This is a genomic window from Vibrio splendidus (assembly GCF_002873455.1).
GTDB lineage: Bacteria > Pseudomonadota > Gammaproteobacteria > Enterobacterales > Vibrionaceae > Vibrio > Vibrio splendidus_J.
The window spans coordinates 155827-172570 of sequence record NZ_MCUN01000007.1; the positions used below are offsets into that span (position 1 = coordinate 155827).

The 16744-nt window shown below is 42.2% G+C and carries 18 protein-coding genes; 8 read left to right on the forward strand and 10 right to left on the reverse strand.

Annotated features, from left to right (window positions below):
* Nucleotides 1-98: 98 nt before the first annotated feature.
* From BCU75_RS05060 to BCU75_RS05085, 6 genes are all read right to left on the reverse strand, one after another.
* A complete protein-coding gene (locus BCU75_RS05060) occupies nucleotides 99-281 on the reverse strand; it encodes a hypothetical protein (RefSeq protein ID WP_004730424.1) in 183 nt (60 codons plus the stop codon).
* Between the two features lie 208 nt (nucleotides 282-489).
* The gene (locus tag BCU75_RS05065; protein ID WP_076673567.1) at nucleotides 490-717 is read right to left on the reverse strand and encodes a PAS factor family protein; all 228 of its coding nucleotides are present in this window, start codon (nucleotides 715-717) and stop codon (nucleotides 490-492) included.
* A 276-nt stretch (nucleotides 718-993) separates the two neighbouring features.
* Entirely contained in the window at nucleotides 994-3150 is a 2157-nt protein-coding gene (locus BCU75_RS05070; protein ID WP_102473109.1) for a c-type cytochrome, read from the reverse strand.
* Entirely contained in the window at nucleotides 3147-3761 is a 615-nt protein-coding gene (locus tag BCU75_RS05075; RefSeq protein WP_102473110.1) for a cbb3-type cytochrome c oxidase subunit II, read from the reverse strand. Before BCU75_RS05075 ends, BCU75_RS05070 begins: the two co-directional genes overlap by 4 nt.
* Nucleotides 3762-5186, reverse strand: a complete 1425-nt coding sequence (gene ccoN, locus BCU75_RS05080; protein ID WP_102473111.1) for a cytochrome-c oxidase, cbb3-type subunit I — start codon at nucleotides 5184-5186, stop codon at nucleotides 3762-3764.
* Nucleotides 5187-5225: 39 nt separating this feature from the next.
* Complete coding sequence (locus tag BCU75_RS05085) at nucleotides 5226-5630, reverse strand: c-type cytochrome (RefSeq protein ID WP_102473112.1); 405 nt, start codon at nucleotides 5628-5630, stop codon at nucleotides 5226-5228.
* Nucleotides 5631-6097: 467 nt separating this feature from the next.
* Here BCU75_RS05085 and BCU75_RS05090 point away from each other — a divergent pair, with 467 nt between their 5' ends.
* The gene (locus BCU75_RS05090) at nucleotides 6098-6553 is read left to right on the forward strand and encodes a hypothetical protein (RefSeq protein ID WP_076673577.1); all 456 of its coding nucleotides are present in this window, start codon (nucleotides 6098-6100) and stop codon (nucleotides 6551-6553) included.
* A 10-nt stretch (nucleotides 6554-6563) separates the two neighbouring features.
* Entirely contained in the window at nucleotides 6564-7589 is a 1026-nt protein-coding gene (locus tag BCU75_RS05095; protein WP_076673579.1) for a GGDEF domain-containing protein, read from the forward strand.
* 439 nt (nucleotides 7590-8028) lie between these two features.
* Here BCU75_RS05095 and BCU75_RS05100 read toward each other — a convergent pair whose 3' ends face one another.
* From BCU75_RS05100 to BCU75_RS05110, 3 genes are all read right to left on the reverse strand, one after another.
* Nucleotides 8029-10461, reverse strand: a complete 2433-nt coding sequence (locus BCU75_RS05100; RefSeq protein ID WP_102473113.1) for a putative bifunctional diguanylate cyclase/phosphodiesterase — start codon at nucleotides 10459-10461, stop codon at nucleotides 8029-8031.
* Between the two features lie 3 nt (nucleotides 10462-10464).
* Nucleotides 10465-11496, reverse strand: a complete 1032-nt coding sequence (locus BCU75_RS05105) for an ABC transporter substrate-binding protein (protein WP_102473114.1) — start codon at nucleotides 11494-11496, stop codon at nucleotides 10465-10467.
* Between the two features lie 189 nt (nucleotides 11497-11685).
* Nucleotides 11686-11889, reverse strand: coding sequence for a hypothetical protein (locus tag BCU75_RS05110; RefSeq protein ID WP_102473115.1), 204 nt, complete (start codon nucleotides 11887-11889; stop codon nucleotides 11686-11688).
* Between the two features lie 324 nt (nucleotides 11890-12213).
* Here BCU75_RS05110 and BCU75_RS05115 point away from each other — a divergent pair, with 324 nt between their 5' ends.
* The 5 genes from BCU75_RS05115 to BCU75_RS05135 all read left to right on the forward strand — a co-directional run bounded on the left by BCU75_RS05115 (nucleotide 12214) and on the right by BCU75_RS05135 (nucleotide 15129).
* A complete protein-coding gene (locus tag BCU75_RS05115) occupies nucleotides 12214-13014 on the forward strand; it encodes a PhzF family phenazine biosynthesis protein (RefSeq protein ID WP_102473116.1) in 801 nt (266 codons plus the stop codon).
* A 122-nt stretch (nucleotides 13015-13136) separates the two neighbouring features.
* Nucleotides 13137-13640, forward strand: a complete 504-nt coding sequence (locus BCU75_RS05120; RefSeq protein WP_102473117.1) for a YgjV family protein — start codon at nucleotides 13137-13139, stop codon at nucleotides 13638-13640.
* A gap of 174 nt (nucleotides 13641-13814) precedes the next feature.
* Entirely contained in the window at nucleotides 13815-14282 is a 468-nt protein-coding gene (locus BCU75_RS05125; protein WP_102473118.1) for a GNAT family N-acetyltransferase, read from the forward strand.
* A gap of 161 nt (nucleotides 14283-14443) precedes the next feature.
* Complete coding sequence (locus BCU75_RS05130) at nucleotides 14444-14701, forward strand: hypothetical protein (protein ID WP_076673592.1); 258 nt, start codon at nucleotides 14444-14446, stop codon at nucleotides 14699-14701.
* A gap of 131 nt (nucleotides 14702-14832) precedes the next feature.
* On the forward strand, nucleotides 14833-15129 hold the full coding sequence (locus tag BCU75_RS05135) for a hypothetical protein (RefSeq protein ID WP_050643901.1): 297 nt from the start codon (nucleotides 14833-14835) through the stop codon (nucleotides 15127-15129).
* 140 nt (nucleotides 15130-15269) lie between these two features.
* Here the strand turns inward: BCU75_RS05135 and BCU75_RS05140 are convergent, their stop codons facing one another.
* Nucleotides 15270-15767: a fasciclin domain-containing protein gene (locus tag BCU75_RS05140; RefSeq protein ID WP_102473119.1), complete on the reverse strand. Its 498-nt coding sequence runs from the start codon at nucleotides 15765-15767 to the stop codon at nucleotides 15270-15272.
* 449 nt (nucleotides 15768-16216) lie between these two features.
* On the opposite strand from BCU75_RS05140, the gene BCU75_RS05145 reads away from it, so the two are divergent.
* On the forward strand, nucleotides 16217-16711 hold the full coding sequence (locus BCU75_RS05145; protein WP_102473120.1) for a GNAT family N-acetyltransferase: 495 nt from the start codon (nucleotides 16217-16219) through the stop codon (nucleotides 16709-16711).
* The last annotated feature ends 33 nt before the right edge of the window (nucleotides 16712-16744 follow it).

Below are 16744 nucleotides of genomic sequence, written 5' to 3' on the forward strand. Positions count from 1 at the left end.
TTATGTCATCGAACTGTGTTTTACTAGCCGTGATGTTAAGAACTACAGCTAACTGAAACTGAGAGTTTAAGAACCGGGAGGGATAGTTCCTAAACTCATTATGGTTGGATGACGATATCTTGATTTTCAGTGGTCGATAAGCTGGCGCGGTTCTGTTCGATAAGTTGAGCCGCATAAGAGGGAGTCACAGCTTGAATTTCGCCTTTCGAACGAATAGTTAGTGCTTCCCACGCATGATCACGGTATTTGCCTGTTTGTGTATATTCAATAAGTACTCTCATGATTCTTCTTTCCGATGTGTGGTTAACGTGCTACTAACATTAGCGTCATTATGATGGTTACACACCTGTTAAATGTGAAACATAAGATTAACCAAATGAAGTGGGCAGGGATTTGAAAGATGGCCTTTCTTACACTTTTGACAAACTCGTAGCCATAAAAAAACGCTGCACAGTGGCAGCGTTAAAGTCGAGATAATTTGAAGAACGATCAGTTGCTTTCTAGACCAACAATCTTGCGAGCAGACATCACCGCACTATCTAAATCGGTCAATCTACCAGCACTCGCCGGACCAAGAACTGATGAATACAAAGCCAACTGTTTCTCAAATGATAAATCTAATTGGTTATATAGATTTTGGCGGATTTGAGCGTGTTGCTGTGGCTTTGCGCTCGACAGGCCTTCCAACGTATCGTAAATGAGTGTAGTTGTATCCATATCTGTCCTTAGTGCATCTTTATATAATTTTGTATATTATGCACTTGGTGTCACCTTTGTTCTGCGAGATTGATCGCATTATGTGCAGCTCTGCTTAATTGTGTAATCAGTTGGTTACAATTGTGTTGTTCAGCAATACATCGAAAGCTCGGGCTTGGGCAAAAGAAAAGGAGACACATTGGTCTCCTTTAGGGGGGTTAGACAGCGATAAAATTTACGTGTTGTTCGCTGCTTGTGAAGCGAATTGCTACTTACAACTGCGTATAGCTACGTCGCCTATCTAATGTTGATCGTGTTGTCTCTGCGATCGTACATGTCCGGCGTGGTGTGCAAGCCGCCCGCATAACCTGCGGCTTCAAGTGTTTCTCTTACTTCTCGAACATGCTCCGCCGTGACGGGTTCATTTCTATCTCCAAGGTTCGACCGTACAAAGGTGATTAATTCGGCTAAGCGTTGATCCGACAATACATCCTCAAAACTTGCCATTGGCATGAAGTTTCTGTCTTTGTCGAGATAAGTGGGCTGCAAGCCGCGAACGGTTACCGCAATGGTGTTGAATGGGTCGCTGTGCATTATGATGCCGTTATTCAACAGAGTAGGGGCGATTGGGTCGCGACCTTTACCATCGTCTCCATGACATGCTCCACAGGTTTGTCGATAGGTTGTATAGATTTCACTGCCATAGGCGGCTTCATCAAACCCTTTAGGCTGTAACGGAACTGCGTCACTGGCAATGGTGTTGTTGATGTCACCACTGAGTAGGTAGTAGGACATTGACTCAATATCTTCACGTGTCATCAAACTTAGGCTATTTTTCACTACGTCTGCCATGCCCGCAAAAGCGGTGCCTTTATCCGAGTGACCTGTGTGTAAGAAATCGGTCAGTGTCGCTTCATCCCAACCATCGATATAGAGCTCATTAGCTGTGATATCAGGCGCATTCCAACCGTCAATCAAGTTTCCTTGGAAAATACGTTCAGGTATCAGCGCTTGAGCAATGTTTCGTGGCGTGTGGCATTCAGAGCAGTGTCCAAGCCCCGCTACCCAATACTTCCCTTGTTGCCACTTATCAACGTTTTCGACTTCCGTTTTCAGCTCTTCAGGCACTTGGTAGTCAATCGGGTCGGTATCCATGAACACAATGTTCCAACCAAGCAAACCTAAGCGAATATTCGATGGGAACATCATGCTGTTGTCATCATTGCGTCGAGGAACGGCGGTAATGGACTGCATGTATTCCCACAAATCGATCATGTCTTGGTCGGTTAGGTGCTGATAAGAGGTGTAAGGCATCGCAGGGTATAAATAGCCGTTCTTACCTTTACCGGCAACTAACGCAGCCCTAAAATCATCGAAGTCGTAGGTTCCTATTCCTTCCGTCGTGTGCGGAGTTATGTTGGTTGAATACACGGTGCCGAAAGGGGTCACAAAAGGTAGCCCGCCAGCAAAGGGTTCGCCCCCTTCTGCACTGTGACACGCGACACAGTCACCGGCATAAGCCAGGTATTCACCACGCTCAACAGACGATGCTTTCAAAGTCGCGAGTCTTTGTTGCTCTACTTCACCGGAGTGTCGGATGTAAGCCCCAAGAGCGAGTATTTCGTTCTCTGTAAGTTGCTCATCAAACGCCGGCATCAGGTTGTTCAAGCCGTAATTGATGGTGTGTTGAATCTCTTCAATACTGCCGCCGTGCAACCATATGTCGTCTGAAAGATCAGGCACGCCAATCGCGGGGTTCGCAACCGAACCATCAGCATGACAAGACGAACAGTATTTAGAAAACAAGCCTTTACCGAGCTCCACCTTGATCTCAGGAACATCGGTGTGCCTTTGATTTAGAGAAGCTAAGTAATATGACATCTTAGCGACTTCATCAGGGCGAACAACTTCACTCCACCCCGGCATAGCACCATTCCGACCTTTGGCGATCGAATGAATAACAGCCTCGTCACTGCCACCATAGAGCCACTCTTGGTCTATCAGGTTAGGAAAGTGCTTTTGCCCCTGAGCGTTGTTGCGATGACATGCTGCGCAGTGAGTTTGAAAGAGGATTTTGCCGCTGTTCACTATTTGTAGAACGTCAGCCAAGCCGTCTAAGGTTGTCTCACTGGTTTGTGAAAACTGTTCATTAAGGCTGGTGGTGGGTGAGCTGAGCTTGTCGTCGCTTTGCTTCCAATCGACTAACCCTTCCCACTCGCCAAGCCCTGGATAAAGCACTAGATAACCTGCAGAGAGTAAGAACGCCACCGCATAGCTTACAAATAGCAGTTTAGGTGGTGGTGCGTCTTTCTCTTCGATGCCATCAAAAGTACCAAGGGTGTGGTCTTGATCAGCTCGGTGATTGCTACGCCAGTACTTAACGACAACGGACACCATAAGAACGAAGAAAATTAAGGTTAAAATTACCGCCCATAGATTCCAGAATGTACTCATTGTGATACCTCCTGTGACGTATCTTTACCAAGGCTTTGTAGATAACGGATCAGAGCTTCACCTTTAGTCTTTCCTCTCAGCTGCAGTCTGGCATCGCCAAGTTCTTGGTCGGTATAAGGCACGCCTAGTGTGCGTAAGGCTTCCATTTTGTCGCTGATATCATCCCCTGTAAGCGTTTGTTCAAACAGCCAAGGGTAAGAGGGCATGATAGATGTCGGCACAACTTGGCGAGGGTTGATGAGATGAATAACATGCCATTGATCAGAATACTTTCTACCTAAGTTGGTTAAGTCGGGGCCAGTGCGTTTAGAACCCCACAAGTTAGGAAACTCATAGATATCGTCTGCCTCTTTATTCGGACGACCATTACGCTTCACTTCCGGTTCGAGAGGACGAACCATTTGCGTGTGACACACATGACAGCCTTCACTGATGTAGATGTCCCGTCCCGCTAACTCAAGCGGTGTAAGCGGCATCGCTAAGCTGCCTTTGGCAATATCATCACCGCGAACAATACTTGGCACTACCCAGACCAGCAAAGAAAAGGAGGCGACGACAACGGTGGTCAAAATCAAAATGACGATTGAATGTGTAAAGTCTTTACTCATCATTTAAGCTCCCTCATTAACGGTGTGTTTAACGGCATGCACGACTGGCATACGAACGGTTTTAAACAAATTAATTGCCATAAGGAATAAACCCAGAACAAATAATGCACCACCAAAGAATCGTAAGAACAACCAAGGTGCTTTGAAGTCCATTGCTTCTACAAAACTGTAAATCAGTTCGCCATTTTCATTTTGAGCGAGCCACATATAACCTTCACCGATGCCCGCGACCCAAAGCGCAATCGCATAAATCGCCACACCAGCATGAGCAAGCCAGAAGTGCCATTTAATGAGTCGTCGTGACCAAAGTTCGGTTTGGCCCCACAAGCGAGGAATGAAGTAGTAAAAAACCGCAATCCCTGACATCCCAACCCACCCGAGTGCGGCTGAATGTACGTGACCGATGATCCATTCGGTGTTGTGTGCCACCATGTTGAACCAGCGAATAGCAAGTAGGGGACCTTCGAATGTCGCCAAGCAGTAGTAAAGAATCGCCGAGAAAAAGAATAAAAGAATGTAGTCGGACTTAAGTTTCTCTTTGTTTTGTAGAAGGGTCATTGCACTGTTGAACGCACCCGCCCAAGAAGGGAGCCACAGAATTAGGGACATCACGATACCGATGTTCTGAATCCAAATAGGAACGGAAGAGTAAACTAAGTGATGTGTCCCGGCCCACGTGTAAAAGCCAACCAAACCCCAGAAATGGATGACAGACAAGCGGTAGGAATAGATAGGTCGATCCGCTGCTTTGGGTATGAAATAGTAATTCATACCAATCACACCGGCGGTCAGTAGGAAACCAACGGCATTATGTCCCCACCACCACTGTACAATTGCATCTTGAGCGCCTGCAAATACAGAGTAAGACTTCATCGCCGAGACCGGCAAAGCCAGGTTGTTGACAATAAAAATCATTGCGACAACGATAATGAAAGCAGCGAAGAACCAATTAGCAACAAAGATATGGCTCACTTTACGCTTGGCTAGGGTGCCAAAGAACAATACAGCATAAAGCACCCACACTAGCACGATCATTAAGTCGATTGGCCATTCAAGTTCCGCATACTCTTTTGAGCTGGTGTGGCCTGCGGGTAAGGAAATGACAGCAAGCAAAAGAATGAATTGCCAACCCCAAAATACCATCCATGAAAGGCTTTTGTTGAACAAGTCGCAGTGTCCTGTTCGTTGAGCAATGTATAAAGACGTTCCCATCAAAATATTCACGACAAATCCGTATATCACCCCGGAAGTGTGTAGAGGGCGGAGTCGACCAAACTGGAAGTATTGAGAATCGAAATTGAGGACTGGCCAATACAACTGAGCGGCGAGGATCACGCCGATGATCATACCTACAACCGCCCAAATTAAAGATGCGATGATAAAATATCTCACGACCTTAATGTTGTACTGCGTTGTCACTTGTTCCATAACAAGGCTCCTTGCCTAAAGTTTTGAATCGCCGTCTAGTTATTCTGAAGTGTTGAGCTTGGTTTCGGCATTACTATTGTTGCTGCTGTGCTGAGAGTCATTACCTAGCTGAGAAAAGAAATAAGAAATGTCTCGAATATCTTGATCTGAAAGTGTGTCGGCTTGTTGCTGCATCAGTATTGCTAGGCCACTGGTTCGTTCTCTGGTTTGGTAATCTTTCAAAGATGAAATGAGATACCCCACTTTTTGACCTCGAAGATTAGGGTAGGGATCTTGCGTGGAGATGCCATCATCACCGTGACAGGTCATACACACTTTGGCTTTTTGTTTACCCAATTCAAATTGTTCTTTGTCTAGTGCGGCATAAACTGGATGCGTTACAAGCGTCATCAACAGGACGGAAAGTGCGGTTATGGGGTCAAACTTACGCATATTTAAACTCATTACAGGTTCCCTTGGTTATGAAATTGATCAGCGTTTCTTCGTTGAGATTAAGTCTATCTAAATGCAGTTACTTGCACGAAAGCGGTTGGAAAGGTTCAAAAAACGGCTTACGTTCGTTTAAAGGTTATGCCGTGTTAGTTGTTCTCGCTACTTGTTGAGCTATTTTTACTGTTAATTCTATATCCTAGTACGTATTCATCAGGTCGATTGGATTACTTGTTGTGTTCAAAATGCGATGTTTTAGTCGTAAACGTTGGAAAGATAAATATTTGATGGTGAGCACCACGCCCCTTTGGTCTTGAATTTGAGTGGAGCGAGGGGGTAACGAAGTTGGCTGTTAATTAATGTAAAGACGGTATGGATAAGCTGAAAGCTATATGATTGAAAAATTAGATAATCATGACTCAAGTTAAATGGTCAATTTAGGCTAGACTGAATTAAGTGACCTTTTTGAAATGGAGTTTAGAATGAGAGTTGCATTCTTGGTTATATTCTCGCTATTTTCGTTTTCTATTTTTGCTGCTTCTGAACTAACGGTGTTTGACCACTTAGGGCAAAAACACAAGTTAAGTACGGAGCAGCTTCTACTGCTCCCTCAAACTGAAATAAAGACTTCACTGCCTTGGGTGGAGGGGACTTCTGTTTACAGCGGTGTGACGTTGCAAGCCGTTCTTCAAACCATAGATCTACCGATATCTTCACAAGTCACTTTTGTCGCACTGAATGACTATAAAATTGCCGTGCCTAAGGAAGATTTTGATGTTTATCAACCGGTTATCGCCATAAAGCAAAATGGTAAGTTGATGTCAGTGAGAGACAAAGGGCCTTATTGGTTGATTTACCCACTTTCTTCAAATCCAGAAATCAATACTACGGATTTCCATGCCAAGATGATTTGGCAGATAAGAGATATTCACCTGTAGAGGTTCGACTATGAAAAAACTGTTGTCTTTGGCTGCCGTTAAAGTGATTGTTTTATCTCTGGCGGTAGCGGTTCTTACGGTCAACATTTACAGCGTTACTCGGATAAATGATATCAATAAGAGTTTCTCCAATAGACAAAACGAAGCCACTTGGTTTGTTTTCCAATTGGTAAAAGAATACGCCAACTTCTTGATGGTCAGCCAATCTAACGAGATCGATTACGATGAATTGTGGTTGGCTTACGATATTACATGGAGCCGATTTGATATCTTAATAAACAGTAACGAATCCTCGAATTTTATTAAATCAGCGAATTTTAAGCCTTATTTTACGACAGAATTTGAAAAATTTAAGGCATTAGAACCTTCGATTAAGCTTGTAAACCAAGGTGTATTACCTAAAGAATCTTTACAAAAGAAGATCGATATTTGTTACCACACGCTGGTGGGGTTTATTAATGATAAGTTCAGGCTACAAAGTCCCGTGATAGAAGAAAACACTTCGATGGTTGACAAGTTGGTCATGATTCACCAAATCAGTAGCGGGTTTCTCGTCTTGATATTGTTCATCACTGGCGCGATTTTTTATATCGATTTTTCCGTTAAACGAACATTACGTTCAACCGATTCCATCACTGGCTTTCACAATCGAGTTTCGTTAATGAAATTTGTGAAAAATAACTACCCGAAAGATAATAATTTCGATCTGTACTTCGTGAGAATCAGAAACCTTAGCGAGATCAATCAAAAATATGGGCTTGAATATGGTGACTTAGTTGTGAGCTCGGCCGCTAAGTCTCTGACAGAAAAGATCCCTGAAAGTACTATCTCGTTTCGTAGCAGCGGCAGCCAGTTTTTGTTCTTTATTCCTGATCACCTGTATGCAAGTGATGAAATACAAGAGAAATTCAACGATGTGCTCAGTGATTATGTTTCTGCAGGTAATTTAGAGCTAATGGTTGATGCTGTAGTGCGACACAAGAAGAACATAAGCTCTAAAGATATGATGGAGCTACTAACCACGATGCAAGGTTAAAGCGCCTTATAAGGCTATATTGTTGTGATTCTCCACCGTTATGTTATTACTCGGTCGTTCCTTTTCATTTATGTGTCTCTCAGATTGGCTTCCCTCGTTCGGTAGCCTTCTTTAGTTTACTCACATATCAAGTCAGTACCCCATCATTTATCGTTTTCATCGGCTGACTTTATCTATCAACTTGTGTCGTCTTTATTCGATGTTCACTTGCTAGTTTTTGCCTTCATAGTTGGATAGACATGAGTTCGACTGATTAACAAATAAGGTTGTAAGACTAAGATCAATGTATAAAAGAACAATGCATAAAACTAAGAATCAATCTTAGATAAAAACGAGAAGAAAAGACTTTATCGACAATGTAGTGGCATAGTTAATTTGGCTCCCGCGATTTATTATGTTTGCGAAAGACAATTTAAACAAAGGAGGATAAACAGTTAGGTTATTTCTTTTGAGCCAGTGCAACTATTCTGCCGTTAGGATTAGACTTTACAGCGGAGTGAGTATCGAAAATCGCTTGGGGGTTATGGTCTCGTACAAACTCGATGAACTGTAGATAAGTTAACGGCTGACTAAATAAGTAGCCCTGTATTAAGTCGCAATTTGCTTCTTTAAGGTATTGGTATTGCTCCATTGACTCGACACCTTCTCCGACGACTAAGGTGTCACAGGAGTGACCTAAGTTAACCATTGATTCGACCATCTTGCGGCTGGCTTTGTCGTTTGCGATATTATCGATAAAGCTCTTGTCCACCTTTAGCTCATCGACAGGGTAATGAAGAAGTTGGTTAAATGCAGTATAACCGGTACCAAAATCATCGAGTGAGACTTTCAACCCTAAACTTCTGAGACTCTCAATGGTTTGAACGGTAAGTTTGGTACTTTTTACATAACTCGTCTCTGTAATTTCTATTATGATCTTGGCTGGAGACACTTTATATCGTTCAAGAACTTTACGTATGTTATCTGCAAAATTACGATTGTAGAGTTCCATTGCTGATATGTTTATAGATAGAGTTCCAGTGTATTTGTGAATTTCTGAGAGCTCTTTATAAGACTTGATTGCGGTACTTATCACCCACATGTCGAGCTTGGATATTAGGTTACTTTTTTCAGCAACAGGAATGAATTCATCGGGCCCCGCGTTAATATCAAACAGGGCAGGGCAACGAATGAGACACTCTGCACCATCGATGTGAAGTGTTTGGGCGTTAAAGATGGGCATAAAGCGAAGTTCAAAGTTGTCGCTCTCACAGCATTCCAAAAGTCTTTTCTCGACAATGTCATGTCGCTCCAAGGTGTGCAGTAATTCTTCGCCGTAAACAATGCGACTTTCGCCATCGCTATGAGATTTGGCGTTGATCAGCATTTCATCGATACATCTGTGCCAAATCTCTTCAAACTTTGGAGTATCAACAGGTAATACGCCCGTTGCGATCGAGAGCCGAAATCCGTAGTAATCAAGGAAGGTGGTACCGGTCAGTGTGTTATTAATATTCTCTATTTCTTCGTTTATCGATTGATGATCATCCATTTCCAATATGGCGATAAACTGGTTCCCTCCGAGCCTTGCTAGGGAGTAATCACTGCAACTAAAGCCCAACGATGACTGTTGGTTCTGTAGCGTTTCTCTTAAAGCTTTAGCTAAGCTGACTAGTACATTGTCACCCACTTTTGCACCGTACAGGTCATTGATTTTTCGAAAGTCGATAATATCCCAACATACCAGATAACAACTCGGGCGCATTGAGCTTTTTAAGCGTACATCGAGGTGGCGTATGAATGAACGTCGGTTAGCTAGCTTAGTAAGTTGGTCGAACTCAGCTTCGAATTTCAATTCTGTTAATGAATCGATGTAAGCATTCTTCAATCCATCGATTTCACTTTGCCCAGATGAACGTTTGAAATATCGAAGTTTTAATCCACCAATAGATATTTCGTGCAGCAAATCTTTCAGCGGGCGTACAAGCTGATAGCGTACAACTAAGTGCACCAGCAACATGATAGTAAAGAGGGTAGCGAAACAACCCAGTAGGGTCCGTTTAGCGATCATTGCTTTTTCATGGTTGAATTTTTGTTCGCGAATAATAACTTGAGCAATGAGATGTTTGCTTGTCATTTGTACATTGATACTGTCTTTCGTTTGCTCAATGGACTTGATCACAAACTGTCTGTTCTCTATGTTGGCGGCATCTGATGAAGGCTCAATCAAGAGTCGCATATTATCGTCATCATTGTATTTAATGAGCAATCTAGACAGTTGCTTTAAAGGCCCGTCAGCAATCAATATGTAGCGATTTAAACTGCCACTTGCACGTTTATCTTGAGGGAGTAAGTACGGGTCGATGGCCGCGATGTGAGCGTACCTGAGCTCACCACTGACTGAGATATAAGAGAACCCTTTTTGGGATAGCTCTTTTTTGTTGACTAATGAGGTGTATATGTCGAAGACTTTCTCATAAATATTGTCAGGGATCTTTAACCCCTCAAACGGGTCAGCTCTTAATGTTGATAATGTGAGATTAAACTTGGGGTCTATTACATAGATATTCCGCTGCCCAAATTGGTTAACGTGATTTTGGTTTATTACACGAAGGACCCGTTTTTCCAATAATGATAAGGTGGTGTAGTTGCCTGGGTTTTGAATATAACGGAGAAACTGCAACGAAGAACCGATGTCTTTAACCAGCAAAGATAAACCGAGTTGCTCGTATTCAGCCGCAACTAAAGCCGTGTTCACCTCAGACTGTACGTTGTCCAAATACATGTGCTTCGCATGGTTAGATGCGAAGTTATACGTCACCATTCCTGCGATCGTAAAGACGAACAGTAACGTTGGTAAAAGTACAAAATATAGCTTTTTCAATACTGGCATTGGTTATCTCAAACTGTCGATAATACGGTTGCGAATTTGAATGCTGTTGGGTTCTAATTGCTCATAAAGGTAGCTGCGATCTAGCACGTCTTTGCTTGGAAAAAGCTCGGGGTCGTTCTGATATTCTTGAGAAGTCCGTTCTTTTGCTTTAGTGCTGGGCGTAGCAAACCATGAATCCATCGCGTTTTGAGCTGCGATGTCTGGTTGTGAAAGGAATGTCATTATTGTGATTGCTTGTGGAGATAACTCTCCGTTATTGATTGCGGCAATACACTCTAGCCACAACGTTGTACCTTCTTGAGGGACGACATATGCCCAAGACGCATCAGGATCGGCATCATTGAGAACGTAACTGTCGCCGGAATAACCGTAAGCAAGATCAATATTAGAGAGTTGCTCTGGTTTGTGTATGTAGTCGATTACATATTCATTGCTTTCAAGGTGTGGTTTTTGTGTTTGTAGGGTTTCGTACGCAATACGAAGTTCTTGCTCACTGTTAGTAAATGGATCTAATTTGTTCATTAACAGCGCGGCACCAATAAGGTCAGTGGGGTCGTAATACATACTGATTCTGCCGCTAATTTCCGGTTCAGGGGCAAAGATTGCTTTCCAAGACTGAGGTTCAGCAACCTTATCGCTTCGATATAGGATGCCTGATGTTCCCCATGCGTATGGGATACCATACTCTCCGCATCCCTCACTCCACCTTTCATCGTAGTTACCTGCGATTGATTGCTGTAAGTCATTGAGGTTGTGGAACAGCTTCTGTTTGGCTAATTCCTTAAGCTGCACACTTTCTAGAATTACGAGCTCAAAAGCATTTCTACGCTCGCTTAACAGAACTTCATCCCTTATTGATTCATCAGAAAAGTATTGTTGTTTCAATGAAATATCGTAAGTATCTTTCAGCTGGGTTATGACGCTATCGGATAAAAATTCATCCCAATTGTAGAGATAAACATCATGGTTATGGCCAAACGCAGGACCAGTTACAAAGGATGATAATGCAAGTAATGATGCGTGGGATGTATTCACTGACGGATTCCTTTCGTACTGTGATTAATTAAATCGTAGCCCAAAATTTGAGACATGCATCAAATTAGGCTTCTAATTTTACTTCAACTCATTGCATTACATGTAAATACTGATGTTTTTGAACCAATGGGATGCAAAAATCTATGCGTTTGAACTTGTTAAGTCGCATTTCATTCGGCTTACATTGGATTAATGTGAAACACGCCGTTCAATACTTCCTCCGGAAAACTCAACGTTAGCAGCCGCAACACTAATTGTTTCGATGTTAATTACATTGATGCTAGTTACATTGACGCTAATTGCTTCGACGCCAATGACTTCGATGCTAATTATTTCAATGCTAGCAACCTCGACACTAACAATCTCGATATAAACAAATAAGGTTTCAAACATTGGTTTCCCTCGGTTCGATTGAGGGTTATAAGTTAATATTCAGCATGAAGCGTTCAATTGCAACTAATTAAGCATTAAACATTTTCCAAACAAATCGATTTTGTTTGCTTTCTGACTACGAATTTGGGCTACGAATTAGGGTTCGATTGGTGGTTGAGCTTGGAGTGAAGTCGTTAAATTTATCTTACTAAATTCGGTAACTTTTTTATTGAGTTGATATACCAATTAATTGTTGAGGATAGTTGTCGATAAGCTCTTGTCGCACAGAGTATTTGTGCTTATTGTTGTCAGCAATATCTGATCTATGAATCATTAGGAACTATTGTGGAATTAGAAATACATCAAGTTGATTCATTCACAGCTCAAGCATTTAAAGGGAACCCTGCTGGGGTTTGTATTTCTCAAGAGCCATTAGAAGAATCATTAATGTTCTCAATCGCGGAAGAGATGGCGGTGTCAGAAACGGCATTTCTCGCGCTTAGCACCATGACGCTTAAATGGTTTACTCCAGAAGTAGAAGTGGAGTTATGTGGTCACGGTACTTTGGCGACGGTTCACATATTAAAAGAGAAGGGGCTAGTGAAAGCAGGTGACGGCGTCGTGTTTAATACTTTGTCTGGCGAGTTATCTGCCACGGTTTGTGAATCATCTATCGAGCTTGACTTTCCAAATGCTCATTTATCGTTGAGTTCTGAACCCGACTTAATGTTGCTTGATCACCTTGGTATAAAGTTAAACCAAGTGATTTCATACAGGGAGTTTGATTCAAAGCAGTTAATCGAAGTGGTTGATGAACGCGTGCTATTGGATCTGTCCCCGAATTTTGATGCTTTAAAAGGTATCAAAGGACGAGGTGTTGTGGTGACTGCGTTAGCATCAAATACGGAGCTTGATTTTATTTCTCGTTACTTTGCACCCTGGGTTGGGGTTAATGAAGATCCTGTTACTGGCTCTGCACACTGTGCATTGACGCAACACTGGGCAGAGAAATTAAATAAGAGCAGTTTCAGTGCTTATCAGGCGTCTCGTCGTGGAGGCTATATGTCGACGGAGCTGTTAGACAATGGGCGAATAAAGTTAATTGGTTCTGCTACCACAGTGATTAGTGGTGTGTTGAAGCTTTAGATCTCTGTTGAAGCTCTAGAGCGCTGTGTGCCCGTTTTGTTAGAACCGCCTAGTACATTTTATTCGGCTATTCACAGTTGAAAGAAGCGACTAGGGCGTATGTTATTATTGAAGGAATTACCGTGTCAGCTTTTTATCTTTCTCAAGTATTAGTCGCGATTGCTATTTGTTTCGATCTTCTTTCTTTTCAGTTTAAAGAGAGAAAGAAAATTGTTACCTGTCTGTTCTTTGCTGGCGTGCTTATTTCAAGTCATTTTATCCTTCTCGAACAATGGACAGCGGCGAGCTTAATGACGATTGCCACTATTCGCTATTTGACGAGTGTATTTTCTACATCGTCTAAGTTTAAATACTTGTTTTGTTCCATGTCAGTGATCGCAACGGCTGTGACTTACTCGGGGCTGACTAGCATATTGAGTTGCTTTGCTTCCGTGTTTCAGACCTTTGCAGCTTTCAATAAAGACGATCGTCGGTTAAGAGAGTTGATGATCATCGGAACCAGTTTCTGGTTAGTTCACAACTACTTGGTTGGTTCTCCTACTGCTGTGCTCATGGAAGCTTTGTTTATATGCAGCAATTTAGTGGGGTACTACCGCTTTTACTTCAAAAAAAATGCCGTCGCATAGGTTTCGGTTTTCTATTGTTTAATCGTTGAGCTTTGGTTTTATCGTTGAGCTTTAGTTTAATCGTTGGTCTTTGGCTCTAACGCTTAGACTGTTGAACTTGGATTATGGAGCCTGCTTATTCCAATATTAATGTGCAACCCTGAAGATACTCAAATGACATGAAAGGAGTACGTCGTGGTTAGAATTCGAAATTACCAAACGAGTGATGATAAAGCGTTATGGGAGATCTTCTTTCATACCGTTCGCAATGTTAATGCTAGAGATTATTCTCAACAACAAGTTGAAGCTTGGGCGCCAAGTAGCTTTGACTTTACGTTATGGCAAAAGCGCATGAACGGGTTACAACCTTTTGTGGCGGAACTTGATGGTTGCGTTGTTGGCTATACTGACCTGCAACCAAGTGGCTTGATTGATCATTTCTTCTGTCACCATGAATATCAAGGGAAGGGTGTAGGGAAAGCGTTGATGGAGCATGTTTTCACCGTGGGTCATGTTCGTGGTGTGTCGAGATATTTCTCTGAAGTAAGTATTACTGCAAGACCTTTCTATGAGCACTTTGGTTTTAAGGTCGTGAATGAACAGGAAGTTGAAATGCGTGGCGTAAAGCTCACTAATTACGTGATGGAGAAGGTAGTCGGATAAGTGGACTGGCGTTCTTTAAACTGTAGATAGCTACTTTAAAATATTAATGAACCTTTTTAAGGATAACTTTTTCTGATCTATTGATATTGTCGATGAGTTCAAATTGTGTGCAAGGTAATTTGTCTAATCTAAACATTGAATGAATACAAGGAGTGTTGTTCATGAGTCATGTGAGTAGATCTAAACTATATACATTAGTGTCGATGTTGTCCTTCGGTGTTGGGGTCCTAGCCTTAGATGTTGGGGTGTCAGGGCTGTTTCCTCTTTTTGTTGTCGTCATCTCATTCTTTTCATTCGTCATCAATTCTTTTCTTTGCTTGTTCGGAGATAAACACGGAGATGGTTTTGATGCCTATCAAAAAGCAAATCAGGCTCGGTCAGGTGCATTGGTTAAAGGTTTAGAAGACTCGAACAAATAAGACGGTGCATTAAGCCGAACGGCAATCTTATTTTTGTTACATTTTTCAGCTGCTTTTTGTTCTCTTCTTAAAGGAAAATGCTCCCTTTAGCGATAATATTCACTGCAACTAATTTGAGTGAAGGAAGTAACGTGGGAATCGAAGCTTTAGCGTTTGTGATGGACGCATTAATAACCGCATGTTGCATGTATATCGCCTCCAAAATGTCTTTTGTGGTCGCAGACTTTAAATCGCTTCTTACTATTGCTGTAATCGTTGCTTTGGTGTCATTGATTCCGACTGTGGGTTGGGTGCTAGGGTTGATTTTATTCGTGTTTCTACTTGGGAAAGCGACGCACTCTAGTGTTGGTGATTGCATATGGGTGGTGGTCTTCACGAAGGTGGTGTCGATGGCTGCATTTCTGATATTCGGGCGCTTGTTTATGTAACTCGGGTTCTTGTTGATATAGTTCTTGTTGATATAAAGGCATCCTCGGTTGGCTTGATACCGATATTCGCTTTTTATTAAAATATGAAAAGGGTGTGGACCTGCCACACCCTCTTGAATCTTTTATTCATGCTACTTTTCTTATTTAGGCAGTAGCACTGCGTCGATCACATGGATAACACCATTACTAACCTCAACGTCCGGCATAATAACTTTGGCTTTGTCGATCATTACGTTGCCGTCATTAATCGCTATCATTACCGTTCCGCCCTGAACTGTCACTGCGCTATTCAACTTCATAACTTCAGCTGCCATGATTTTACCTGGTATTACATGGTATGTAAGTACAGCGACTAACTTGTCCTTGTTTTCTGGTTTCAACAACATGTCTACCGTTCCTTCCGGCAATGCAGCAAATGCCTCATCTGTGGGAGCTAAAACGGTGAAAGGGCCTTCACCTTTCAAAGTGTCAACTAAGCCTGCTGCTTTTACTGCTGCAACTAAAGTATTGAAAGAGCCGTTCCCAGCCGCAACATCAACGATATTTTTCTTCATCTCATGGTGGTTAGCGTGAGCAAAAGCCGTAAACAGAAGCGTCGCAACTAGCACTGATGTGGTTTTGAATAATTTGTTAAACATATTGTCTTCCTTTGAGTTTTGTCCGTTATTTTCGAGATGTATTACGAAAGCTCAATCGTGATAGATCAATTTATTGCACCTCTGAATCTATTTTTTAGCCCCCCCATTTACAGACAAGTAGGTGAAGATATTGATTAGGGTGCATTCTTAGCTTGTGAGTTCGATGGCTTAATTAGCTTAATGGCTTAATAGCTTATGAAGATTGGTCGTTTTTCTCATTATTCGGTGTGAGGTTGGTTGACTCTTAAAACTCTGAACAAGCATTAGCGGGCGTTGGTGTTGACTATAAGTTCTAATCATCGTGTGTAATCAGAGAGACATGTTGGCGTTTGACTTGACTATTTATTCAATTAATACGTGTGCTTACATCCTTTTAGCTTGTCGGGGTTCTCTACTATCCGTAGTATGAAAAACTGTGTAAATATCGATTCATTTGACAAGGAAGTGCTTTGGAAATACAAATTAGACACCTCGAATTAACTGATAACCAAGATATATTTGATATTTATCGCGATCCTTCAGTCTCTGAAAATACCTCACAAAAACCTTTCCTCAGTTCTGACCAAGTTGAAAGACTGTTCGGGCATTCTGACCACTTCACATTAGTGGCTGAAGTTTCCGAGAAGGTAGTAGGGCACTTAACCTTATTTATGACGACGAAGGTGAGAGACAGGCACTGTGCTGGGCTTGGTATAGCGATTCACCCTGAAGCCCAAGGTAAAGGGATAGGAAAGGCTTTGATGCAAGAGGCCATTAATCAGGCCGACAATTGGCTAAATTTAGTTCGTCTTGAGCTTGAGGTTCATGCCGATAACCATGCCGCGATTGCTTTATATGAACGAATGGGTTTTCAGTTAGAAGGCACCAAAAGGCTAAGTACGTTTAAAGCGGGTAAGTATATCGATATGTTACTGATGTCGAGAATTCGACCGGATTGTCTTTGATATCGAGCTAAATCGGTTCCTGCTATACAAATC

What these genes read in the sequence shown, in the direction of transcription:
- BCU75_RS05060 (WP_004730424.1), bottom strand. Translation starts at nt 281, where the DNA reads ATGAGAGTACTTATTGAATATACACAAACAGGCAAATACCGTGATCAT.
- BCU75_RS05065 (WP_076673567.1), bottom strand. Translation starts at nt 717, where the DNA reads ATGGATACAACTACACTCATTTACGATACGTTGGAAGGCCTGTCGAGC.
- BCU75_RS05070 (WP_102473109.1), bottom strand. Translation starts at nt 3,150, where the DNA reads ATGAGTACATTCTGGAATCTATGGGCGGTAATTTTAACCTTAATTTTC.
- BCU75_RS05075 (WP_102473110.1), bottom strand. Translation starts at nt 3,761, where the DNA reads ATGATGAGTAAAGACTTTACACATTCAATCGTCATTTTGATTTTGACC.
- ccoN (WP_102473111.1), bottom strand. Translation starts at nt 5,186, where the DNA reads ATGGAACAAGTGACAACGCAGTACAACATTAAGGTCGTGAGATATTTT.
- BCU75_RS05085 (WP_102473112.1), bottom strand. Translation starts at nt 5,630, where the DNA reads ATGAGTTTAAATATGCGTAAGTTTGACCCCATAACCGCACTTTCCGTC.
- BCU75_RS05090 (WP_076673577.1), top strand. Translation starts at nt 6,098, where the DNA reads ATGAGAGTTGCATTCTTGGTTATATTCTCGCTATTTTCGTTTTCTATT.
- BCU75_RS05095 (WP_076673579.1), top strand. Translation starts at nt 6,564, where the DNA reads ATGAAAAAACTGTTGTCTTTGGCTGCCGTTAAAGTGATTGTTTTATCT.
- BCU75_RS05100 (WP_102473113.1), bottom strand. Translation starts at nt 10,461, where the DNA reads ATGCCAGTATTGAAAAAGCTATATTTTGTACTTTTACCAACGTTACTG.
- BCU75_RS05110 (WP_102473115.1), bottom strand. Translation starts at nt 11,889, where the DNA reads ATGTTTGAAACCTTATTTGTTTATATCGAGATTGTTAGTGTCGAGGTT.
- BCU75_RS05130 (WP_076673592.1), top strand. Translation starts at nt 14,444, where the DNA reads ATGAGTCATGTGAGTAGATCTAAACTATATACATTAGTGTCGATGTTG.
- BCU75_RS05140 (WP_102473119.1), bottom strand. Translation starts at nt 15,767, where the DNA reads ATGTTTAACAAATTATTCAAAACCACATCAGTGCTAGTTGCGACGCTT.